This window comes from Priestia sp. D3YE.R1 (assembly GCF_049199565.1).
GTDB classification, from domain to species: Bacteria; Bacillota; Bacilli; order Bacillales; family Bacillaceae_H; genus Priestia; species Priestia aryabhattai.
Genome location: NZ_JBLTHW010000003.1, coordinates 347,539 through 370,367, shown reverse-complemented (window position 1 = coordinate 370,367; position 22,829 = coordinate 347,539). Strand labels below are relative to the sequence as shown.

Genomic DNA, 22,829 nt, shown 5'->3' with positions numbered 1-22,829 from the left:
CTCTTTTTTATTTATTTAATTTCAAATTCCCCTAAAGAACCAGTCGTCTGACCTGCTTTTACTGCTTCTGCGTATAAATAATACGTTCCAGCTGGAAGAGCTTCACCGTTAATTTTCCCGTCCCACGTTGCGCTAGAGAATCCTTTTTCTACATTCGTATACGAACTTAACAATTCCCCTTTTTCTAGGGCTGCATCGTAAATGTAATAGCTAAGCTTCTCTGCTCCTCCTGGTAAATAACTGCCGTATTCAAATGAGCCATTTCCAAGTACATCTACATAAGCAGAAGTAACGCGAGGATAGTCCGGCTCTTTTACAAATAAGATCGTTGGAACATCGTACGTTTCTTTATTGTTACTTACCGTAATTGTGCCTTCATAATAGCCAGGAGATAATTTTCCTGCATCTACTTTTACATTGAGATTTACTTTTTGCGTTTTTCCTGCATTAACAACTAAATCGTTTGTTGATTTAACGTCAATTGCTTGATGGCTTTTCTTAAATTTTACTTTGACCGAGTATTTTTGACTGTGATTTGATAGATTTTTAATCTTAAAGCTTTGTTTTTCTACTTGTTTCCCTTTATCTTTATAAAAGACACCGTACGAGTGACTTCCTGGGGTAATAAGCGTCTTCGCTTTAATTGCATCTACTACGCGCATGCTTCCTGCACCTTGCGTATTATGAGGATAAATGAGCCCATTGCGGTCACGAAGAAGTTCCGTTGTGTTCATTAAAGATGCTTTTACGTCTTCTACTTTATAATTTGGATGTGCCTGTAAAATTAACGCTGCTGCTCCTGCTACGTGCGGTGCGGCCATACTTGTTCCTTGTTTTGATCCATATCCATGAGGGTTACTTGGATCATTGGTTGGCACTGTACTGATAATATCTACTCCTGGTGCCGAAATGTCCGGCTTAATCATCCATGTATCCACAACCGGTCCGCGAGATGAAAAGTCAGCCATTATTTCGTCGACTGTCTGATCAAATGTTGCGTTAAAAGAGCCCGTGACGGATCCTTTTGCTAAAGAAGCTACCAAAGCTTGTCCATCGGCTTTTGATAGGCGAATACTCGGCAGAGATGTACCTGGAATATCAGGAATTGTTCCTTCTACGTTGTTGTAAATAACCGTTGCAGCAGCACCGGCTTTTTTCGCATTGTCAACTTTATCTACAAACGCAATGTCACCGCGAGAAATAACCGCTACTTTTCCTTTTACATCTTTTCCTTCAAAGTCTTCTGGCTTTCCGAGTCCGACAGGTACAAAGTCATACGTTTTACCGCTTGCATCCAGTAACGCCTTGTCATTTGGAAAGCCCATTACTTCAGCTGACGCATAGCTTGCATTATCTACAGTTAACGTCGTTTTATACAAATTGTAAGGAAGCTGAGTCGCACCGACTGAAATAGCTTCACGAGACGTTCCCGGAGAACCTACTGTCCAGTTGGCTGGTCCGCTGTTTCCATTTGATGTAACAGCTACGACTCCCTCTTCCATTGCCCAATCTAATGCAATACTCGTTGCCAAGTCCGGATTATTAATCGTATCTCCAAGCGACAGGTTCATTACATCCGCTCCGTCTTCTACCGCACGTTCAATACCGGCGATCACGTCTTCGGTTGTACCCGTTCCTCCTGGACCTAGTACACGATATGCAAGTAAATGAGCATCAGGAGCTACCCCTTTAATTTTCCCGTCTGCTGCAATTGTTCCCGCTACGTGCGTACCGTGCGTTGTCGCTTCTCCTTTTGGATCTCCAGCTGGCGTTTCTTGAGGGTCTTTGTCATCGTCAACAAAATCCCATCCTTTATATTTCTCAAACGCTGATTTTAAATCCGGATGGTCGTAATCAACGCCTGTATCAATAACGGCTACGGTCATATTTTTACCTGTATACCCTGATTTCCACGCTTGATCTGCTCCCACATAGTAAATGCTTTTATCCATTTCAGAACCGTATTCTTCTGCGCTCACTTCTTTGGATTTCACTTCCGTTGTATGATATTCAACGCTTGGATAAATAGCTTTTACTCCCGGTAAACTTGCTACTTTTTCAAGGTCATTAGCCGGAAGTTCCGCTGAAAACCCGGAAAACACTTGATCGTATTCTCGCTTTACTTTTGAAGTTTTCGAAGCTTTTGAAAGCTCTTTTTTCACTTCGTCACGCGCTTTTTTAATCTTTCCTTTACTTTGTGCTACTCCTTTTTTCTTTGCTTCCGCTACAGACTCTTCATTTAACTCCACAATAACTTTTACTTTTTTAGCCGACTTTAAGTTATAGTCTCCTTGAATTTTAACTAAAGACGGTTCAAGCGCCGGCTTTGAATTTCCGTTAGCAGATGCTCCCATTGCAAAAGAAGATAAAGCAACCGAAAATGCTACTGTACTCAATACAGCCTGAATTGATACTTTTTTCATCGTTTTCCCTCTCCATTTCTCTCTATAATTCGTGCAACTATGTATGCCTTCATCCCCAGAACATACGCATCTTTTACTGAGCTAATGAGCTAAAAACTAGAATAGTATGGAAGTTCTATATATTACTATAAAATCCTTGAGTCTATAGAATCATTTTGCATTCTCTTATAAACTAAGCACTACTGCTCAAAAAACGAAGAATTTTGTCTGTTTTTTGCTTTTTCAGCACTTTTTTATTCCTAAAATTATGAATGAATTAGATGAATATACAAGAATACTGACGAATTTCTGTTAATTTAGCTATTTCTATCAAGGACTCATTGCTACTTTCTCTTCGTTTACTTATAAGGTTTTTTTATTATTTTAAGAAAATTGTTCTTATAAGCGTTTTTTATCTTATAACTTATTATTTAGAACATAGTTTAATTTAATATAAAATATTACACTTAATTAAATGAAATTTTTAAAAATTACGAATAATAAAAGTAGTTCGTGCAGATACTAACGTCAACGCTCGCAAAAAGGGAGGCATGATTATGATAGATTTAAATTTCATCCTACTCATCCTTGATCTTCTCTCATCGCTTGTCACGATTGGCATCTACTTTACAACTAAGTAAGTACCTAACCTTCTCTTTACTCTTCTAGCGCATGTACGTAAGCTATCACAAAAAAGAAGCAAGCCAATTTTTACTGGCTTGCTTCAACTATATAATAAAGTAGTTAAAGTGGAAGGGATTTATCCGCGTCTTCCGCCTCTGCCACCTCGTTTTGATTCAGTGCTGCGTTTTAGTGTAGATAAATTATCTTCACTATCTTTTAAGAAACGCGCCATTTTTTGTTCGAAGTTTTCCTTTGGTTGGAAGTTGCTTTTAGAACGATTATCATTATTTCTTGCCTGACGTGGCGGGCGTTGTGAATAAGAAGATGAGGGTCTTTCAGGTTTATCTATCGCTTTTTTAATCGATAATCCAATTTTTCCGTCTTTCTCATTAACGACTTTCACTTCAATTTCTTGACCAACTTTAAGATGGTCATTAATGTCTTTTACATAGCTGTCAGCTACCTCACTAATATGTACAAGCCCAGTTTGACCTCCAGGTAATTCTACAAATGCTCCAAAATTAGTAATACCTGTTACTTTACCTTGTACCTTGCTACCTACTTCAACTGCCATAAAAAATGTTCCTCCTCAATAATATTAAAAGCACTTCATTATACCAAAGTGCGTAAGAATAACAAAGTGTGTATGAGAAAACAATTCGTTAAATTACACTTTTTCCGCCTCTTTTTTGTTTTTTGAAAGAAATCAGTCAAAATAATGCCCATATTAGATATCCCTAATATGGGCATTTCTCTCATTTCCACCATTCATCAAACATGCTAGCCGGTAACTGACGCTTATGTTCAGTAATACGATAGCGCTGTTCAATTTTTTCAGCAGCTTCTTGTGATACTTCTTTTCCTTCCAAATAATCGTCTAGTTCATCATAAGAAATTCCTAGTTCCGTTTCATCAGATTGACCAGGACTATTATCTAATAAGTCAGCTGTTGGTACTTTTTCGTACAATCGTTTATCTGCACCTAATTCTTTTAGCAATGCTTTTCCTTGACGTTTTGTTAATCCCGTTAGAGGCAGCACGTCTGCTCCGCCATCCCCGTATTTTGTAAAAAAGCCTGTTACTGCTTCTGCTGCATGATCGGTTCCGATAACTAAAAGGCCGTTTTCTCCTCCGATTGCATACTGTACAATCATACGCGTACGTGCTTTGACATTTCCTTTATGAAAATCAGAGAGCGCTATATCTGTAGCACCTGTAAACGAACTTTCAAATGCTTCCACCGTGTTTTTAATATTAAACGTATATGTTTCATTAGGTTTAATAAATTCTAGTGACGCCTTGGCATCCGCTTCATCATGCTGCGTGCCATGAGGCAAGCGAACGGCTACAAATTTTGCTTCATATTCTTCTTTTCGCAGTTCGTCTACAGCAATCTGCGCTAATCGTCCAGCTAAGCTAGAGTCCTGCCCTCCGCTTATACCTAATACAAAGCCTTTTGCATTTGCTGACTTTAGGTAGGTTTTCAGAAAATCAACGCGGGCACGAATTTCTTGTGCTGGATCAATTTCAGATTTCACATGTAACTCTTTCCTTATTTTTTCTTGCATGTCTGACATGATACATGCTCTCCTTTCATTATATGTAGATTTCTTACTGATACAATCCATGTTTTTTACTATAAAAATAACAGAGATCAGGCATTAAATATCTTGGTTCTCCGCCTCGGGCAAATTCTTGACGAATATAAGTAGAGCTGATTTCCATCGCCAGCCCCTTATCAAGAAGCTGAAACCGGCCGTCGTCATAATTTCGAAGCAAAGGAGAATGACTAATAGCTTTCAACATGTCTATTCCCTCTCTTGCCATGATGATAAACTGGTTTTCACTAATAAGTTCATCTGCTTTCTTCCACTTGCCCTCACCAATATCTTGCAGTAAGTCGGCTCCCATAATAAAAAATAAGTCAGCGTGTGGGAGCAATTTTTTAAAGTGCTCCATAGTGTAGTATGTGTAATGATAGCCGGGCAATACGTCTAGCTCATACGTATCGAGCAAAAATTTCGGGTTGTCTTTAATCGCTAAGCTAACCATATTTACACGGTGCTCATCGGACGTTTGAAGCTTTTTATCTGTTCGTTTGTGCGATGAAGGCAAAAAGATAATAGCATCTAACTTCTTTCGATGCGCAACCGTTGATGCCGTCCAAAGATGAACATTGGTAACCGGATCAAAAGAAGAACCATAAATTCCAATTTTCGCTCCTTTTTCTAAAAGCTTATCTATTTTCTTATCAGGGTTTAGCTGTTGAAAATAAGCAAGCGTATCTGACATGTCCCCAGCTCCCTACTATTTTTTATTTAGGGCTTCCGCTACTTTTTGTTTGACGTACGCAATTTGACGCGTTTTATTTTCCCAACACTTTTCGCTTAAATCTACTGGATATTCTTCTGGATTACGCGTGCGCTTATATTCATCCCAAAGCAGCTCTAAATTATCTTTTACGTACTGCTGAATTTCCTGAAGTTCTTCTGTTTCATACACAAGCTTTCCGTTTACAAAGATATCATGATGGAGTTCTTTTGCCTCAAAATTTGTGACGAATTTACTGATAAACGTATGAACAGGATGGAACATTTTTAAACGTTCTTCGCTTTGAGGATCTTCGTCTTCCATCGTGATATAATCCCCTTCAGATTTTCCATTCAAATTATTAATAATACGATATACGCGTTTCAACCCTGGTGTACTCACTTTTTCAGGATTTGCGCTAATTTTAATCGTATCCATCATCTCGCCATTTTCTCCTTCAATAGAGACGAGTTTATACACTGCTCCAAGCGCCGGCTGATCATATGCAGTGATGAGCTTCGTACCAATTCCCCACATGTCTATTTGTGCACCTTGCGACTTTAAATGCATAATCGTATCTTCATCTAAATCGTTGGAAGCAACAATTTTTGTCTCTGTAAACCCTGCTTCATCCAACATTTGACGAGCTTTTTTAGACAAATAAGTTAAATCGCCGCTGTCTAAACGAATCGCTGTAAAATTAATTTTATCGCCCAATTCTTTTGCTACTTTAATCGCATTGGGAACTCCTGATTTTAACGTATCGTACGTATCAACTAGAAACACGCAGTTTTTATGGCGACGAGCGTATTTATGAAATGCAATATATTCGTCTTTATAAGCTTGCACCATTGCATGGGCATGCGTTCCTGCAACTGGAATTCCAAATTTCTTTCCTGCACGCACGTTAGAAGTAGCACCAAATCCGCCAATATAGGCTGCTCTTGTTCCCCAAATAGCAGCATCCATTTCTTGAGCGCGTCGTGTTCCAAACTCCATTGCCACTTGATCTCCTACTACATGTTTGATTCGAGCTGCTTTTGTTGCAATCAGCGTTTGGTAATTCACAATATTTAAAATGGCTGTTTCTACGAGCTGAGCTTCAATTAACGGTGCCTCTACACGTAAAATTGGTTCATTATGAAACACAAGCTCACCTTCACGCATACATCGAATTGTCCCAGTAAATGTAAGGTCTTTTAAGTAAGCTAAATAATCCTCTTTAAAACCTAATTCTTCGTGCAAGTAGGTTAAATCAGATTCGCTAAATTTAAATGCTTTAATATATTCAATAATTCTTTCTAATCCAGCAAAAACAGCATACCCATTTCCAAAAGGAAGTTTGCGGAAGAAAACTTCAAAAACAGCCTTCTTTTGATGAATGTTATCTTCCCAATACGTTTCTCCCATATTAATTTGATATAAATCGGTGTGTAGCATTACGCTGTCATCTGTAAACATATTCATTGATTTCCTCCACTTTTATGTCCTTAAATAATTTCTGCTCCGAGGCAAGATCTAAAGTGTTCAAGCGCCCACTCATGGCCTTTTTGATTAAAGCTCGCTACGGCTTTTTCATAGATATAAATAGCAAATCCTTTATTATAGGCATCTACTGCTGTATGAAGTACACAGATATCCGTACATACACCTGCTAAGTAGACATCGGTAATTTGTCTTTCTCGCAGTTTAATCTCCAGATCTGTTCCAGCAAATGCACTGTATCTCGTTTTATTCATCCATTCTACATTTGCCTTTGATTGATACACATTATATAAATCATTTAACTTTCCGTATAGCTTTCTTCCTGCAGAACCTTCAATATTATGAGGCGGAAACAGCGTTGATTCTGGATGCAAGGAATCATTTTCTTTATGAAAATCAATGGCAAACACGACATACTCGTCTTGCTCAATAAATTGACGCGTGATATCGCTTATAGATGTTTCAATGTGCCGCCCTGGTTCTCCGCATGTCAAAGCTCCGTTTTCAGCTACAAAATCATTTGTATAATCGATGTTAATCAGTGCTTTTTTCATTATGTCTCCCCCTCATAAGTAAAAATTAACAGTTAACATATTGTTAATTATTTGAATTGAAAGTTTTTTCTTTTAATAGCGTGCTGTATAGATTGGCTTCATCACATTCATCTCAACAAACCGGTAGAGCTTTGTTGGCTTTTTAGACGTTCTCGTCGTTGTTTTTCCGTCTACTTCTTCAATAAATGGCAGCATTCTTATTTTTCGTGCAAATGCCTGATCACTTTTAATTGCCGCATCATCCGTTACGGTAAGCAGCACAGCCTGCAGTTCAGAGTATGTAAACTGAGAAGGCAGAAACTTCTGAGCAATGGTCGTTTGCAATAAATCTTTCTTAATTTCCTTGATTGCATCTCGAATGATGATTTCATGATCAAAAGCTAAAGGCAATGAAAAGATTTCATCTATTTTAAATAATTCAACTCGAGCAGCATCATCATTCGCTTTTCGCTTTATTAGACTATCTTCTGGGACGATTGCATAATGTGCGTTTGTGATGACCCATCCCCTATCGTCTCTTCCGGGCTCATCATAAACACCATAGTGTTTTAAATGGATATCATTCACGCCCGTTTCTTCTTCGAGCTCTCTTTTAGCCGCTTCAAAAGCTGATTCATCAGGATGGACAAATCCGCCGGGAAGCGCCCACTTTCCTGCTTCGCTGTTCTTTTCTCCCTCCGCGTTTAGCATTGCTCGCTGGATAAGCATTAATTTCAAATTCATTTTAGGTGGTTTGTATGGTTCTTTTTCTTCCGTCACAATCGTAAATACAGCAATATCTGACGTATAGCCATAGGGTTTAGGGTATTCTTTTTTCGTTTGATTCGTCATTGCTTTTTTGTTCGACATTCAGCATTTCTCCTGATCACTCTTTTTACAATTAACAATATGATTAATGTTAATTATATTTATTTTATGGAAAATGTCAATACTTTTCCCACTAATTATAAAGAGAAGGTAATTTATGTTGTAAATAACGTTATGTTTCGTATTTTTTAGAGTTTATATGCATAAAAAGCCGAGTGAAGAAGTTCTCATTCCCCTCTTCCCTCAGCTTTTTTCCCTTTTAATTAACGTGCTGCTAAACCAATCATCATTTTACCGTCTTTAAAATATTCAATGACATAGTCAACAGACGGACAGTAAATAAACGCTTCTTCTGTAAGATCAGCTGTTTGTTGAAAAAACGTTAAAGCTTGAGCTAAATCGACGCTTACAGCTTTAGTCGCTCGTTTCCAGAATAAAACAACCTGATGCTCTTTTATATTCATCTCTTGAAGCCATTTTTTGATTTCTTCAATATGCCGAGCGGACTTTTTAATTAATACTTTTCTCCAATTAATTTGCATGATTGTTAAAAAAGGAAAGGTGTTTGAAAGTTTTTCGAAGTAAATGCTTGTCTGCCTTTGCGTTAGCAAATCTGCACTGTTACCTAATGTTTGAATATAATGTTCTATTTTTGTCATAATCATCCTCCAGTTGAAATTGGAGTTTGCTAGAATTTTCAGAGACGATCTCTATACAAACGATACTCTTCTTGCTAAAAATCCTGCAGCTTTCCAACCGTGCTTTTTCTCAACAATTTTGAAGTTTCACCTTTATACAAATTATTCAAAATAATTTGCGTATTTTAGTTTACCATAAAACTTAATCTTTGACTTTGATTATGTAAAACCTTCTTTGTGTTTTGTCCAAAGAGCGAATTCCATAGAAGAAAAGCTATAAAAAAGTTGACATCAGAATTTATAAAAGTTAATATACTTACTAAAAGTAACTTAATTGCATATAACAAACAAGGTGAAGAAAATGAACTATCGAACAGATGTGTGTATAATAGGAGCCGGACCAGGCGGTGCTCTACTGGCCTATCTGCTGGCTAAACAAAATATATCAACTATATTGATAGAGAGATCTGATACGCTTGGAAAAGAATTTCGAGGCGAACATTTAAATGAAGATGGAGAAATGATTCTTAAGAAACATCGTATATTTGAAGAAATTGAAAGCTTAGGCCTCCTTCGAATGTCCAGGGTCGAATACTGGAAGGATGGACATGTATTCAAAACGATAAAATCTGAACTTGGACATGCAGGAATTCATGTTCCACAGCAGCATCTTCTTCAGTCTATAAATAACCAAGCAAGCAGCCATCCCTCCTACAAGCTTATGCTGGGCACAAAAATAACGGAACTCATGCAGAATGAAAAAGGCCGATATACTGGAATAAAAGCTCAGCAAAAAGGCCAAGGTGAAATAATAGTTGAAAGTAAAATCATTATTGGAGCAGATGGTCGATATTCAACTGTTCGCAAACTTGCGCACATAAAAAACAATATCCACAATCATGGATACGATTTGCTTTGGGCGAAAATTCCTGCACCTGCCAATTGGGAGCCTTCTATTAAATTTGCACTTGTAAAACAGCAGCAGGTGGCGCTTTTTTCTCAAGCAAAAGGCTACGTGCAAATCGGATGGAATATTGAAAAAGGTAGCTATCCTGCTCTTCGGAAACAATCGTTTAGACCGTTTATTCAGCGTTTAATAGACGCTTTCCCTAGCTTAAACCTTTCAATAGAAAGGTTTATTACGTCGTGGTCAGACTTTACGCTTCTTTCTGTGCAAAGCAGCATAAGCGAAGTATGGTCAAAGCATCACCTGTTATTATTAGGGGATGCTGCTCATACGATGACCCCCACTGGCGCTTTTGGATTAAACGAGTCATTAAAAGACGCTGACTTACTGTCTGACTTACTGCATCAAGTTTTTTATCAAAACAAAGAGATTTCAGAAACATTGAGACAGTTTGAACAGAAAAGAAAGCCTAAATTAATAACTCTTGAACGTATTCAGTTTCAGCGAGAAAAAGAATTCTCGTCTCATTTTATTTCTTCTTAAACCTAAAAAAGAGATTCCATAGATAAATGGAATCTCTTTTTTGCAATCATGATTTTTTAGCAGTTATTCTACGTAAGTTCTCTTTTATGTATATTCCGCGAAGTTAATCTTGCTTTGCCCGCTGCCATTTTTGAAATTCAAGAAATTGTTTAAACTGCTCTTTGCTTATTCCTGACTCCGCTGCTTCTTTTGCTAACTCAAGCCACTCATCATCAATATCCAACGATTCAGATTTATCCATAGGCTCATGAATCAATCTATCAATACTCACGTTCAATGAGGTAGAAATTTTGTTTAGAAATTGAATGGATGGGTTGAGCTGAATTCCTCTTTCTACTGAAGATATGTACGATTTAGCAACACCCGCTCGGTTTGCAAGTTCTGTTAGCGATATTCCTTGTTTCGTTCTAAGATCTCGAATACGTTGGCCAATTGTCATTTTAATCACCCTTACTAATGCTTACTTATCGATAATAATACCATAATTTCACTTTACCGTGCATTATAAATAAACGTTCTTACCATAAAGGGGTGATTATACATCTAAAAAAGGGTGATTATGCATCTAGTGAAAATAGCTTGAGACTGGTTATAAAGGTTATCTATACTTGGGAACGATTTATTCCCTTATCATTGTATCGGCTAAGCATTTGAACTAATGCTTTGTAAAAATTGTCTAACTTCCTCGATGCTTATACCTGTTTGTTTTGCTTCCATTATGAGCATAACCCATTCTAAGTCTAACGTATTTTCGTCTTTAAAATTCATAATTCTCCTCCTTTCTTCTTTTTTCGAAATTGATAACGTTTTCTTTTTTCTGTTTTTGGGCATTCTCCCTTATTTCTCACTATGGTTTTACAGTATAATGGATATTACTAGAACATTAGACATTTTTTAATTACTAAAAAGCACCTATTTTTTTGAAATTTTTGTCTATTCTTATCATAATAATTTTACCGTTACACAAACGCTACAGTTAGACACTAGGGGGATTGTTTTTATGCCTTTTCTGCATACGGCGACAGAAAAAATTTACTATGAAGTTCATTCGCCCGCGTTCACTGACCAGACAGACACCATTGTGATGATTCATTCTGTTATCACTGATCATACGCTTTTTGATTCTATTACTGCAGAATTAACCCAACATTATTCTGTTATTCAATACGATTTGAGAGAGACAGGAAACAGCGCCTCCGCTACAGGGGAGATATCGTTCGAGGCTCATATTGAAGATCTTTTCCACTTATTACATACGTTACATATAAAAAAATGTTACTTAGTTGGAGTGGGATTTGGGGGACAAATCGCTGTTAAATTTGCCGCCTGCTATGAAGCTCTTATTGAAGGACTGATACTACTGTCTCTTCCTTTTTATTCAGATAGCACCATTCAAAAGATTAAGAGATGTTACAACGAAGAAAGCAAAAATCAAATACCGGTAGATAAAATCCTTGAATTAGGCAAACTGGAAAGTCTCAAATATCCAAACATACAAGAGGTAATTGAAAGACTTAAACAAATGGATCCCAATGTATATTTCCGTTTCGTTAAACTTTCTACTACAGCCAGTCTATTTCAAGAGCTGAGCAGCATTTCACTTCCTGTACTCACTTTATCTGGCCAAAATGATTTGCTGTTTTCATCTCAGTATCTGATTTCAAAAACGATGTTTTTAAAAAACTACAGTCATATGACCATACCTAACGCACATTCTCTATTTCTAGTAAAAGAAAAAGCAGCTTTACTCAGAGAAATTGTCGTAGATTTTATTAAAAGTAATACATATCAGCTGCCTTCTTTAAAGAATGATTCTATGAAAATACTTAAAAACTGGGAAAGTGATACGGCTATAGACATACAAAAAGACTTCCATGCCCACACACCCTCTCTTAAAGTAGATTTCTTATACTCTTTTTCCGTCTATGTAAATGGTCAGCTTATTACAGAAGGCTGGAATAAGCGCTTTGCTCAAGAAATTTTACTATATCTTATTTTTCACCATTCTATCAGCAGGGAACAGCTATGCGAAGCGCTGTGGCCCGAAATGCCTTTAAGCAACGCCAAAAAGAATTTACGCGTCTACTTATCTCATTTAAAAAAATTATTGAACGCAGAACATTCAGAGCCGGTTTTACTTGTTAACAGGCAGCTCATTTCCTTAAATGCCGATGTGTCAAGCGATGGATTAGATTTACTAACTGACCTTCAGTGGATAACCGAACAGTCTGACCCGGCGCTGAAATTCAAGGAAGCTGAACAGCGATTGCATCAATTAGTTCCTCATTATTTAACAACGATTTATGACGATTGGTTCCTTGATATCCGAGTGAAAATAGAGATTATTCTTCTTGACCTATTAATCTGGATGAAAGAATGGCTTTGTGAAAATGGAAAAGTTTCAAAAGCCGTATTTCTACTCATTAAATTTATTGATTTAGTAGAAGAAAAGGAATTCATTTATGATGAAATTGTCGATTGCTATATCAAGCTCGATAACAATGAAAAATCAGAGTACTGGCTCGATCAAAAAATGCGGTATTTAGTTGAATAAAATAGATGGTTTTAACCAGCTAAAAGCGGCCTACTCTTCTTTTGACGAACAAAAGCTATTTTCACTGCAGACATCCTATTGGGGATGCACGTATACACGCTTTGAGTGGCTGCTTGAAATTCAGTCTCATTTATACCACCACCGTGCAGAACTGTATACGCTTTTAACCTGTTACCGCAGAAACGGATTGGATGTAGTGCTTTTTGAGTGATATAATTTTTCACTCTCTATATTTTCGTAGCTTTTTAGAGGCTTAAAGGAAGCTTCTTTTATTTGTTTATCATTTTCCATCTATTATGAAATATAATTTGTATATAGATTTGTATATAGAAAGCATTAAAAGAAGAGGTTAGCAAGCTGTTAAAGCGTAAAATTAGCGGTGATGAGTTAGATTTAGAACCGCGCATCAACGTTATTAATGAATTTTTAAGCTTAGAAATTGACCGTTTAGACAAATACGTCAGAACTTTATCTGTAGAATTAGATGACCCTACATATGAATTAGATCAATTGTTTAGAGATACTTTAGACGAAGTTTGGAACTAAGTATAGAACAAAAAGGCTTATCCCTAATGCAAGTAGCAGCGGATAAGCCTTTTATTTATAATTTCTATTAAAGCGGTATATTATTATTCGTATTTTTTGTTTCATTCAAATAGCTCTCCACATATATTTGTTCTGCATCTGTAGCATTTTTAATTCCATCCTCCGGACTAAATTCAATGTTTCTCCTTATTGCTACACGATCTGCAATGTAACCCATCGCTAACAAAAACACTATACATCCGCCTGCCCACAGCCACATTGTCATTTTAATACCCCCTCTTTCTTCTTTAGTTCACCTAGCGTCGCGTAATACAGCATATATCCTCCGACTGTATATTAAATGTTTTTCCGCAAAAAGGAATTTAAATTAACATTCCCTATACTTACTATACGTTTTAGTACGAAGGAAGATTTCAGAAAATTACATCGATAATTCTTGAATTGATTTTCAGCAAATCTGATTATAGCTTTTTATGTTTCATCCTAAATAATTTCAAAAATACAAAGTTACTGCTACCAATTTATCTACAAAGCATTCGAGGCTTTACGCCGCTTCAATCAGATCTACTATTATTGCCAAGTGCATTAATTATGATGCCGACTGTGACTGAATGTATGAACCAATTACCTCAACATTTAATTTCTCGCGGTACAGCTTTAAATAATACAATTCGTCAAGTTGCAGGTTTGATTGGTACTGCTATATTTGTTACAGTTATGACGCAACAAGCTACGGGACACCTCGCTAAAGCAATAACAACTTCGACTATAGATATGGTAGGAACGATGTATTCTTATTTGCGACGCTATTGGCTCTAATTGCGTTATTACTCTCTTTCTTCTTACGTACATCTAAGATTAATAGAGAAAAATAATCAGAAGCCGTTTCTTTGTATAAGAAACGACTTCTTTTAATAAACAATTGTATTCAAAGTACTTATCTTACATTTGAATATCTAATTTAGATTCAAATGCAGACACTTTTTCTTTAGCATCTAAAAATTGTGTTTCAGCAATTTTCGTATTTTCTTCTAAAGTTGATTTATCCTTACCGCTTTGTTTTTGCAGAACTTCTAACATTTCAACTTGTTTATTTAATGACAAAGATATGCCATTGACTGCGGAAGACAATTGTTTATATTCTTCAGTACTAAAACTAGCTTTATATTTCTCCAATTCTTCCTTAATAAGCTTTATTCTTTTCATAGGAGTGCCTTGTATGGACTTAATAGCCTCAGTTGCGTCCGCATCAATTTTTTCATAATCATAGTTATCTGCATTAAAATCTTTGTCTAACTCAATAGTGTTCACCGCATTAAAGTGCTGAGTAATATCTGCTTTAGTTAATACATAATGTAAGTGAGTACCTATTGCAGCCTCGTACACATCTACTGCTGAACCATAACGCTTCTGAGCTTTTATTGCTTGATCATTACTTAAATTGTCTATCTCAGTTTTTAAGTCTTTTAAGTGTTTGTCTATTTCACCATCATCGCCCTGAAGAATATTCTTGCTTTCAATTGACTTTGCTAGGATGTTAAAGTCTGCTTCAAAAACAAGATAATCATCAGATTCCATATATCCTTTTTCTTTTGTATAGTCTTCATAGTCACTCTCTAATTTAGAGATTTTTTGTTCTAGTTCTTTCTTTTCTTTCCCCATTTGTTTCTGCTCTTGTTTAGCCTCTTCTTGTTTTTTCTCTTCTTTTGTTGACCCACAAGCTACTAAACTAATAGATAACAGTGATGCTACAAGTCCTAGGCCGATTTTTTTTAAATTCTTCATTTTTTCTCCTTTTTTTGGTATGTAGTTTTTTCACCCAACAATGATAGCATATATTATGCACTCCAAAAGAACGATTTTAGAAAAATTATCAAGTTTTCCATAGATGAACCTTTAGAAACAACAATATTTTATCTGTTAATAGCAGCTTTAAAAAAACTCTTATCCGCAGTTTTACTAACAATTGCTTAGTTATTAGATCTTTTATCTTACGCGCATTAAAACTAATTAGAAAAAAAGTAAAAACCGTTTCACTGTTTAGAAAATGGTTATTTACTTTAACATATAATTCTATACTTAGAGTTAATTTGATATTTCAACCTCTAGTTCTGATTCAAAATAATATGGTTGACTTGTTTTTCTAAAATAGAAATCAACCATTTTCTTCATAAAAATAGTACTATTTTCAAGAGGAATCTTTTATTTCTCCTGAAGATAGCACTACACTATATTAATTAGATAACCTTTATTTTTGTTTTAATTGTATAATATGTATCTGCTATGAGTCCTACTGCAAGTCCGCTAATCATCCCGTACGGTAATACACCCGGTACATTTTGATAAAAAGTGCCGATTAACATTGCAGCTAGGATGCCGAAAAGTACGCCTATCACAATATGCGAACCAAACTTCACCTGTTTTGCGGTATACATTCTTCCTCCTCCTCACTTTTTTTCCATTATATCACAACGGAATCGTTTATTTAATGATAACTGAGAGAGGAATGCGAATGTAATAAAATTGTAACCTTATATAACTATTTTAGTACTACTCTTTTAGCGAATAAAATTTCATATGAGGTTTTGTTTCTTGATAATACGTTAAGCGGTCTTGGAGCGTACCGGTGTGAAATTCAAATTTATGGCCGTCTGGGTCCGTAAAATAAATGGAGTTTTTGTCTCTCTCGTCACGGTTCCTTCCCGGTAAGATATTTACATTATGCTGTTTTAACAGCTCTTTTGCCTCGTCAAAGCTTTCAACGGAAATAGAAAATGCTAAATGAGTATAAGAATACTGAATTTCTGATCTAGGAATATTTTCTTCTTCGTTTAACGCCAGCCACAATCCATTTAGACTAAAGTAAGCGGTGGACTTTCCTTTTACTAAAAGTTCCGCTCCTAACACTTTTTGATAAAATGTGATGGATTGCTCTAAATTTGACACAGAAAAGCACATGTGATTAATTCCTTGAATCATCTTTTACCCTCGCTTTCTACAAAAAAAGTATTACATAACTCTCCTTTTAGCACCTATTCTACTTAAAAAACATACTTTTTGCCATGTAAAGAGCCACTCCCCAAATCATGCATGCAGAAGCCTTATTGATCCAGATCATTATTTTTCCATTTGAATCCATTTTCCCTACTGCTTTTCCTGCAAAAGCTAAGGATAAAAACCATATCCATGAAACACATATCGTAACGAGCGTAAAAATCCATTTTTCTTTTCCGCTATACAGCAGAGAATTTGTTCCGATTACGCCCATAATATCCATCAGCGCATGAGGATTTAGCAGAGAGACAGACGCAGCAAATAGAATTTGCGCTTTTACCGTCATTCCTACCTTTACTGACGTTTTTGAAGGTTCGCTCTTCCACGTCACAAAACCCATATACGCTAAAAAAAGAAGACCTATTCCAAAAATAAGCGTTTGGAAAACTGAAAAAGAAGCGGCTACTGCCGAAACTCCCAGCACTGCAACTACAATTAAAATCGTATCACAAACAGAAGCCGTCACCACTACGGGAAGCGCCTGTTTAAAGGTTCGTTGATTTGCTCCTTGATTAAAAACAAATACATTTTGTACTCCTAAAGGTAAAATCAAACCGAATGCTAACAACAAAGCATGCATAACCACTGTAAACATATTACTCTCTCCTTTCTCTTTCATCTTACAATTGACGTACCCTGTTGTCTCCATCCAAGTTTTGATTTATAATACCAACCAAATTACAAAAAGGTGGTATCACATGAATTGGATTCCAAATCCGGCTGATAAAAAGCCAATACACAAACAAATTCAAGAGTATATGAAAGAGAAAATTACAAATGGAGAGTGGCCTATTGGAACTAAAATTCCTTCGCAGCGCCATTTAGCTGCTAGCTTTTCTGTAAATAGAAGCACGGTGGTGACGGCAACCGAAAACTTAATTGCTGAAGGACTTCTCAGTGGAAACAAAGGTGGCGGCACCAAGGTCATCAACAATACGTGGAGCTTACTCGCATCAGCTTCTCAGATGAACTGGAATTCGTATGTAGAAGCAGGAATATACCAACCAAATTCTCCGACTATCCGCCATATTAACGAAGCTGAATTTCAACCGGGCATTATTCGTTTAGGAACCGGAGAGTTAGCACCTGACCTGCTTCCTTCCCATCAGCTTTCCGAGTTGTTCAGGGGAATGAAACATAGAAGCGTACACTTGGGCTATGAGCATCCAAACGGCAACGATGAACTGCGACAAGAGCTAGTGAAGCATGTAAAAAAACGAGGCATTGAAACGTCTCCTTCATCTATTTTAGTTGTATCTGGCTCTCTTCAAGCGCTGCAGCTAATTTCAATCGGCCTGCTGTCTCCAGGTGCCAATATATTAGCTGAAAAGCCTTCTTATCTTTATTCTTTGCCGTTATTTCAGTCCGCACAAATGAAAGTAACGGGCGTTTCGTTAGACGAAGAAGGAATGAAATTATCTTCATTAAAAGACCAGCATAAAAAAGAAAAAGGCACAGCTTTATATACGATACCGAACTTTCATAACCCCACCAATGTGACGATGAGTGAACAAAGGCGCCAAGAGCTGCTTCACCAATGTGAAAGAATGCATTTGCCTATTATTGAAGATGATGCGTACGGAGAGCTTTGGTTCCATTCACCGCCTCCACTTTCATTAAAAGCTCGAGATAAAAATGGAATGGTTCTTTATTTAGGAACGTTCTCTAAAACATTCAGTCCAGGATTTCGAATTGGATGGATTGTCGGGCCTGAACATGTAATTGAGCGATTAGCCGACCTTAAAATGCAAGTTGACTACGGAGCCAGCTCCTTATCTCAATGGGCAGCTGCTGAAGCTCTTAAGACAGGAATCTACGACAAGCACGTTATCAACGTACGCTATAAATTAAAAGAAAAATCTCAACAAGCACAGACTATTTTAGAGAAGCATTTAAAAAGTCTTGCTGCGTGGAATGCTCCGAGCGGAGGTTTTTATTTTTGGCTTACGCTCCATACACCTGTTTCAATGCGGAAATTATTTAAGCACTGTCTCGACGAAGGCGTTCTTTTAAATCCAGGCGCATTGTATGACCATGAGACATCACAGCATATCAGAATATCCTTTTCTTATGCAACGCTTGCAGAATTTGAATACGGCATCAAAATAGTCGCAAAAAGCCTTAAGAATCTTTACACGTGATTCTTAAGGCTTTCTTGTGTTAAGGGCAGCTTTATAAAAAAAGTGAGCTTATTATGCTGAAGATCCGCTCGTATCTCTCCTTGATGCAGCTGAATGATTTGTTTTGCAATAGCCAGTCCTAAACCTGAACCATTTGCGTTCGTTCTTGATTCATCACCTCGATAAAATCGGTCAAATAACTTTTCCACCTCAAGTTTTTCACTGATGCTAATGCTGTTCCTAAAGGAAATTACCAACGAATTCTCATCAATTTCCTGATTCACCTCTAATACGGAAGGCTTTTCGCTGTACTTCTTGGCATTTTCGAGCAAATTTTGAAATACTCTTACCATTTTTTCTACATCAATAAATGCATTCCATTCACAAGTAAAGTTCGTCTGAACGTCAATTCCTTCTCTCGTTAAAATCGGTTCGTACTCTCCTATTACCTGCTGAAGCAAACGTTTCATATCAACCTCATTTCGCTGAAGCTGAAAATCCGGACTCGTTAATTTTGTATAGTCAAACAACTCGTCTATTAAATCCGTTAAATAATTTGCTTTTGAATCCACAATATATAAGTAGCTATCTAACTTTTCATCATCCAACTGTTCTCTTTTTTTGATTAAATCGAGGTACCCGACAATGGAAGTTAAGGGCGTACGCAAATCATGAGACACACTTGAGATTAGCTCATTTTTTACCTGTTCGATTTCTCGTTCGCGATCAAACTTTGTACGAAGCTGCGCAGACATTTTGTTAATGTTTTGACTTAATTCAGCAAGCTCATCTTTTCCTCGCACATGAATGGTTGCCCCTAAATCTCCATGTGAGATTTTTTGAACTTGTTTAGAGATTTCTTTCATATAACGAATATGAGAACGAATAAGTACTAAAAAAACCAAAACAAAAACCACAACGGCGATAAAGAAAAGTCCAAACGCCAATACATTATATGCAGGGACATTCATTTTCTCTTCTTGTATATACCTCCTCAAAACAAGCCTAGCAATTAAAATAAAAATTAAATTGGTAGCCAAAAAACTTATAATGATAGCAAAAAGAAGCTTTACACTTATTCTTCTCATATCCTGTATCCTACGCCCCATATGGTTTTAATATAAATCGGTTTTTTCGGATTATCCTCAATTTTTTCGCGGATTTTTGTGATATGGACCATTACGGTATTATCCGATTTAAACGCGTCTTCTTGCCACACGGATTCATATATTTTCCCCATACTCATCACTGTTCCTTTGTTGCGTGCCAGCAGCTCTAAAATATCAAACTCTTTTGGCGTTAAACGAACTTCTTGGCTGCGCACAAATACAAGGCGAGTGCTGCGGTTAATTTCCAAATCGCCAATTTGAATAACGTCACGCTCAGCGCGTTCATTGTATTTTTTATAGCGTCTAATTTGTGATTTGACTCGTGCGATGAGCTCGAGAGGATTAAATGGTTTTGTTAAGTAATCATCTGCGCCTGCTGTTAGACCAGAAATTTTGTCCATATCTTCTGACTTAGCCGACAGCATAATAATGGGCATGTTTTTTTCTTCACGTATTTTAAAAGCAGCATCAATGCCATTCATCTGCGGCATCATAATATCTAATATAATTAAATCTACTTCTTGTTCCTCTAAAAGCGCTAAGCCAGATACAGCATTAGAAACTTTCAGCGTTTCAAATCCTTCATTTTCTAAGTAAATAGCAATTAGATTACGAATTTGCTCATCGTCATCTATAATTAAAATTCTGTCTTTCATTTACAAACTCCTTATATCTCATTCTTTTCGCATGTAAAAATGTATGCGGGAGGAACGTTTCTCCACTCTTTTTCAACTTTAATATGCGGAAAAAACGAGCGGATCAGCTGTTTTTTTAAATTCGTATACTGAAACGTAATAAATTTCCCTCCATCGGCTAATACGCTGCGCGTGTTTTGCAAGATACAGTCCGACACTTCAGACGTTAAAGAAGCAAAAGGAAGACCTGATAGTACGTAATCCACTTTTGGAATATCATACTGGATCAAGTACTTTTGAACATGTTCAGCGGATCCGTGTATCACATACACATTTTTTTCATCTTTTACTTGTTCCTTTACTTTTTCGTAAAAATGCCGATTGTATTCGATAAGAAGCAAAGTTGTCTGAGCGCTTCGTCTTCTTATTAATTCACGGGTGAAAACTCCGGTTCCTGGCCCGTACTCTACTATACAGGCTGCATGTTCAAAATCAATCCCTTTTACCATTTTTTTCGCTAAGTGCGTAGAGCTTGGCAAAAGTGCTCCTACCGTTCGCGGCTGGTGAAAATATTGATACATAAAAGCTAAATTCATTTTCTATTCCTTCTTTCTACTCTTTCTTTCTAGAATAGAAAAAAAAACTAAAGAAACGTTAAGTAAATTTCTTAAGAATTCTTAAGAAAATAAAAAGGAGGATGTGACAAACGTATTTTAGTTGAAGAAAGGTCCGAACGATGAATTGAGATTCTTTATTGAGAATCAAGTTCGTTCGGATTTTTTATGGTTATGGTGAACGTAGGTTTCAGGTATGTAGCAGCTTCTAGCCGGTGATTGGAGCGCAAGCGACGAGCAGGCTCATCGGCCGCCCGCGGAAAGCGCAGTCTTGCACGGAAATCAACTGCGGTGTAACAAGCGTCATACTATTTATCCCATTTGTACGTCTTTGGATTGATGTAGTTAATGTCTCAATTCCTTTTGAAAGAGTATTCAGCGTAAATAACATCCGCTATTTAAATCAAAGGTGGCTCCTGTATAATGTTTTGATTGAGGACTCAGTAAAAAAAGAACCGTATCTGCCACGTCTTGAGGCGTAACAAAGCTTGGAATCAGCTGATGGGCGATGTATTCATTTTTGCGCCACTCTGGAATACTTTTCATCATATCGGTATTTACCATTGTAGGCGCTACGGCATTCACCCGGATATAAGGAGAAAAATTCATTGCACAGCTCTTGGTTAATCCTAATACCGCTGCTTTAGACATTCCATATATAGCATCGGAGCTTCCTTCCATTCGCGATACGGACGATATATTAATAATCGCTCCTTCTGTTTCCTTTTCCATTAATAATTCGCCAAAGTATTTGGAAAAATAAATATATCCTTTAATATTAATGTCCATCACAACATCTATTTCGCTTTCTTCATAATCCAATAAATTTTTCCCTAAATATACACCCGCATTATTAACTAACCCATACAAACTTTTATCTTTTATTTGATAAAAAAGATCTTTTACATCGTTTCCTTTTTTAACATCTACTACATACGTTTCAATATGGCCCTTTGTATCTTCAGCTAGCTGTCTCAAAGCTCCTTCATTAATATCACAAGCAATAACTGAATAGCCCTTCGACACACATTCTTTTACAATTTCTTTGCCAATTCCAGAACCTGCACCCGTGACGATTATCCATTTTTCTTTCATCTCGACACCTCTTATCTACTTTCTGTTACACATACTTTTTATGTAAATATTCAAACATTTATTATACCATTATTTTCTATATGAACATCCCTTTCTTGCGCTCTTTTTTAGCTTACCTGACAAAGAACGTATAGTTTTTTATACGAGTGATAACGATAAGACAGTACATTATTCCAAATAAGAAAGAGATGATAAGACATGGCAAAAGTACTTTATATTACAGCTCATCCTCACGATGAGTCTCAATCATTCAGTATGGCAACTGGAAAAGCGTTTATCGATGCTTACAAAGAGCACAATGCAAGTGACGAAGTTGCACATATTGACCTTTATAAAGAAAATATCCCTCATATTGATGCAGATGTATTCAGCGGATGGGGCAAACTGCAGTCTGGCTCGGAACTCTCTTCTCACGAACAAGAAAAGGTCAATCGCCTTGCAGAACTGAGCGAACAGTTTGTAGGAGCGGACAAATATGTTTTTGTAACGCCAATGTGGAACTTTTCGTTTCCACCGGTTATGAAAGCTTATTTAGACTCTGTAGCCGTAGCAGGTAAGTCATTTAAATACACGGCAGAAGGTCCTGTTGGGCTATTAACGGATAAAAAAGCGCTTCATATTCAAGCACGCGGAGGCATTTATTCTGAAGGTCCTGCAGCTGAGATGGAAATGGGACATCGTTATATTGGAATTATGATGAATTTCTTTGGAGTCCCTTCATTAGACGGCATTTTTGTCGAAGGGCATAACGCAATGCCAGACAAAGCCCAAGAAATTAAAGAAAAAGGAATAGCAGAAGCAAAAAAACTTGCACAAACTTTTTAATACAAAA

General features: G+C 36.8%; 24 protein-coding genes and 2 pseudogenes. 7 read left to right on the top strand and 19 right to left on the bottom strand.

The features are described 5' to 3' along the window. Nucleotides 1-11: 11 nt before the first annotated feature. The 8 genes from ACOZIR_RS20210 to ACOZIR_RS20175 all read right to left on the bottom strand — a co-directional run bounded on the left by ACOZIR_RS20210 (nucleotide 12) and on the right by ACOZIR_RS20175 (nucleotide 8,841). A complete protein-coding gene (locus ACOZIR_RS20210) occupies nucleotides 12-2,423 on the bottom strand; it encodes a S8 family serine peptidase (protein WP_045290416.1) in 2,412 nt (803 codons plus the stop codon). Nucleotides 2,424-3,162: 739 nt separating this feature from the next. Next, nucleotides 3,163-3,600: a S1 domain-containing RNA-binding protein gene (locus ACOZIR_RS20205; protein ID WP_013056909.1), complete on the bottom strand. Its 438-nt coding sequence runs from the start codon at nucleotides 3,598-3,600 to the stop codon at nucleotides 3,163-3,165. 181 nt (nucleotides 3,601-3,781) lie between these two features. Beyond that, a complete protein-coding gene (nadE, locus tag ACOZIR_RS20200) occupies nucleotides 3,782-4,603 on the bottom strand; it encodes an ammonia-dependent NAD(+) synthetase (protein ID WP_045290418.1) in 822 nt (273 codons plus the stop codon). Nucleotides 4,604-4,637: 34 nt separating this feature from the next. Continuing rightward, complete coding sequence (gene nadD / locus ACOZIR_RS20195) at nucleotides 4,638-5,318, bottom strand: nicotinate (nicotinamide) nucleotide adenylyltransferase (protein ID WP_014460242.1); 681 nt, start codon at nucleotides 5,316-5,318, stop codon at nucleotides 4,638-4,640. Between the two features lie 15 nt (nucleotides 5,319-5,333). Next, nucleotides 5,334-6,803, bottom strand: a complete 1,470-nt coding sequence (locus ACOZIR_RS20190; protein ID WP_028413473.1) for a nicotinate phosphoribosyltransferase — start codon at nucleotides 6,801-6,803, stop codon at nucleotides 5,334-5,336. Nucleotides 6,804-6,826: 23 nt separating this feature from the next. Beyond that, a complete protein-coding gene (locus ACOZIR_RS20185; RefSeq protein ID WP_045290421.1) occupies nucleotides 6,827-7,375 on the bottom strand; it encodes a cysteine hydrolase family protein in 549 nt (182 codons plus the stop codon). Between the two features lie 72 nt (nucleotides 7,376-7,447). Next, nucleotides 7,448-8,224, bottom strand: a complete 777-nt coding sequence (locus ACOZIR_RS20180) for an NUDIX domain-containing protein (RefSeq protein WP_045290423.1) — start codon at nucleotides 8,222-8,224, stop codon at nucleotides 7,448-7,450. Nucleotides 8,225-8,445: 221 nt separating this feature from the next. Beyond that, nucleotides 8,446-8,841, bottom strand: coding sequence for a hypothetical protein (locus ACOZIR_RS20175; RefSeq protein WP_045290425.1), 396 nt, complete (start codon nucleotides 8,839-8,841; stop codon nucleotides 8,446-8,448). A gap of 340 nt (nucleotides 8,842-9,181) precedes the next feature. On the opposite strand from ACOZIR_RS20175, the gene ACOZIR_RS20170 reads away from it, so the two are divergent. After that, nucleotides 9,182-10,270 (top strand): FAD-dependent monooxygenase, encoded by a 1,089-nt coding sequence (locus ACOZIR_RS20170; protein WP_045290427.1) that lies wholly within the window; start codon nucleotides 9,182-9,184, stop codon nucleotides 10,268-10,270. 103 nt (nucleotides 10,271-10,373) lie between these two features. On the opposite strand, the gene ACOZIR_RS20165 is transcribed toward ACOZIR_RS20170, so the two are convergent. After that, a complete protein-coding gene (locus ACOZIR_RS20165) occupies nucleotides 10,374-10,709 on the bottom strand; it encodes a helix-turn-helix domain-containing protein (protein ID WP_013056901.1) in 336 nt (111 codons plus the stop codon). 203 nt (nucleotides 10,710-10,912) lie between these two features. Further along, nucleotides 10,913-11,038 carry an anti-repressor SinI family protein gene (locus ACOZIR_RS20160; protein WP_013083022.1) on the bottom strand — a complete coding sequence of 42 codons (126 nt, stop codon included), beginning with the start codon at nucleotides 11,036-11,038 and terminating at the stop codon, nucleotides 10,913-10,915. Nucleotides 11,039-11,270: 232 nt separating this feature from the next. On the opposite strand from ACOZIR_RS20160, the gene ACOZIR_RS20155 reads away from it, so the two are divergent. The 3 genes and pseudogenes from ACOZIR_RS20155 to ACOZIR_RS20145 form a co-directional block, all read left to right on the top strand. After that, nucleotides 11,271-12,824: an alpha/beta fold hydrolase gene (locus ACOZIR_RS20155; RefSeq protein WP_421535773.1), complete on the top strand. Its 1,554-nt coding sequence runs from the start codon at nucleotides 11,271-11,273 to the stop codon at nucleotides 12,822-12,824. Beyond that, entirely contained in the window at nucleotides 12,817-13,035 is a 219-nt protein-coding gene (locus ACOZIR_RS20150) for a hypothetical protein (protein WP_052942369.1), read from the top strand. The genes ACOZIR_RS20155 and ACOZIR_RS20150 overlap by 8 nt, the downstream gene beginning before the upstream one ends. Before the next feature lie 134 nt (nucleotides 13,036-13,169). Then, nucleotides 13,170-13,370 (top strand): annotated as a pseudogene (locus ACOZIR_RS20145) (DNA polymerase beta superfamily protein); the annotation flags it as partial. A gap of 67 nt (nucleotides 13,371-13,437) precedes the next feature. Here the strand turns inward: ACOZIR_RS20145 and ACOZIR_RS20140 are convergent. Further along, nucleotides 13,438-13,635: a hypothetical protein gene (locus tag ACOZIR_RS20140; RefSeq protein WP_045290429.1), complete on the bottom strand. Its 198-nt coding sequence runs from the start codon at nucleotides 13,633-13,635 to the stop codon at nucleotides 13,438-13,440. 242 nt (nucleotides 13,636-13,877) lie between these two features. On the opposite strand from ACOZIR_RS20140, the pseudogene ACOZIR_RS20135 reads away from it, so the two are divergent. Further along, nucleotides 13,878-14,162 (top strand): annotated as a pseudogene (locus ACOZIR_RS20135) (hypothetical protein); the annotation flags it as partial. A 150-nt stretch (nucleotides 14,163-14,312) separates the two neighbouring features. Here the strand turns inward: ACOZIR_RS20135 and ACOZIR_RS20130 are convergent. From ACOZIR_RS20130 to ACOZIR_RS20115, 4 genes are all read right to left on the bottom strand, one after another. Beyond that, a complete protein-coding gene (locus tag ACOZIR_RS20130) occupies nucleotides 14,313-15,155 on the bottom strand; it encodes a hypothetical protein (RefSeq protein WP_045290432.1) in 843 nt (280 codons plus the stop codon). 452 nt (nucleotides 15,156-15,607) lie between these two features. Continuing rightward, a complete protein-coding gene (locus ACOZIR_RS20125) occupies nucleotides 15,608-15,805 on the bottom strand; it encodes a hypothetical protein (RefSeq protein ID WP_016763981.1) in 198 nt (65 codons plus the stop codon). Between the two features lie 115 nt (nucleotides 15,806-15,920). Next, nucleotides 15,921-16,349: a metallothiol transferase FosB gene (gene fosB, locus ACOZIR_RS20120; RefSeq protein ID WP_045290434.1), complete on the bottom strand. Its 429-nt coding sequence runs from the start codon at nucleotides 16,347-16,349 to the stop codon at nucleotides 15,921-15,923. A gap of 58 nt (nucleotides 16,350-16,407) precedes the next feature. Continuing rightward, on the bottom strand, nucleotides 16,408-17,019 hold the full coding sequence (locus ACOZIR_RS20115) for a LysE/ArgO family amino acid transporter (protein ID WP_045290436.1): 612 nt from the start codon (nucleotides 17,017-17,019) through the stop codon (nucleotides 16,408-16,410). A gap of 103 nt (nucleotides 17,020-17,122) precedes the next feature. Here ACOZIR_RS20115 and ACOZIR_RS20110 point away from each other — a divergent pair, with 103 nt between their 5' ends. Continuing rightward, complete coding sequence (locus ACOZIR_RS20110) at nucleotides 17,123-18,565, top strand: PLP-dependent aminotransferase family protein (RefSeq protein WP_310878707.1); 1,443 nt, start codon at nucleotides 17,123-17,125, stop codon at nucleotides 18,563-18,565. Here the strand turns inward: ACOZIR_RS20110 and ACOZIR_RS20105 are convergent. From ACOZIR_RS20105 to ACOZIR_RS20090, 4 genes are all read right to left on the bottom strand, one after another. Then, a complete protein-coding gene (locus tag ACOZIR_RS20105) occupies nucleotides 18,556-19,632 on the bottom strand; it encodes a HAMP domain-containing sensor histidine kinase (RefSeq protein ID WP_045290440.1) in 1,077 nt (358 codons plus the stop codon). The genes ACOZIR_RS20110 and ACOZIR_RS20105 overlap by 10 nt on opposite strands. After that, nucleotides 19,629-20,309 (bottom strand): response regulator transcription factor, encoded by a 681-nt coding sequence (locus ACOZIR_RS20100; protein WP_045290442.1) that lies wholly within the window; start codon nucleotides 20,307-20,309, stop codon nucleotides 19,629-19,631. The genes ACOZIR_RS20105 and ACOZIR_RS20100 overlap by 4 nt, the downstream gene beginning before the upstream one ends. A gap of 11 nt (nucleotides 20,310-20,320) precedes the next feature. Next, nucleotides 20,321-20,884: a class I SAM-dependent methyltransferase gene (locus ACOZIR_RS20095; protein WP_045290444.1), complete on the bottom strand. Its 564-nt coding sequence runs from the start codon at nucleotides 20,882-20,884 to the stop codon at nucleotides 20,321-20,323. A 393-nt stretch (nucleotides 20,885-21,277) separates the two neighbouring features. Continuing rightward, nucleotides 21,278-21,997 (bottom strand): SDR family NAD(P)-dependent oxidoreductase, encoded by a 720-nt coding sequence (locus tag ACOZIR_RS20090; protein ID WP_045290446.1) that lies wholly within the window; start codon nucleotides 21,995-21,997, stop codon nucleotides 21,278-21,280. Nucleotides 21,998-22,195: 198 nt separating this feature from the next. Between ACOZIR_RS20090 and ACOZIR_RS20085 the strand changes: the two genes are divergently transcribed. Continuing rightward, complete coding sequence (locus ACOZIR_RS20085) at nucleotides 22,196-22,822, top strand: FMN-dependent NADH-azoreductase (RefSeq protein WP_045290448.1); 627 nt, start codon at nucleotides 22,196-22,198, stop codon at nucleotides 22,820-22,822. Nucleotides 22,823-22,829 lie beyond the last annotated feature (7 nt).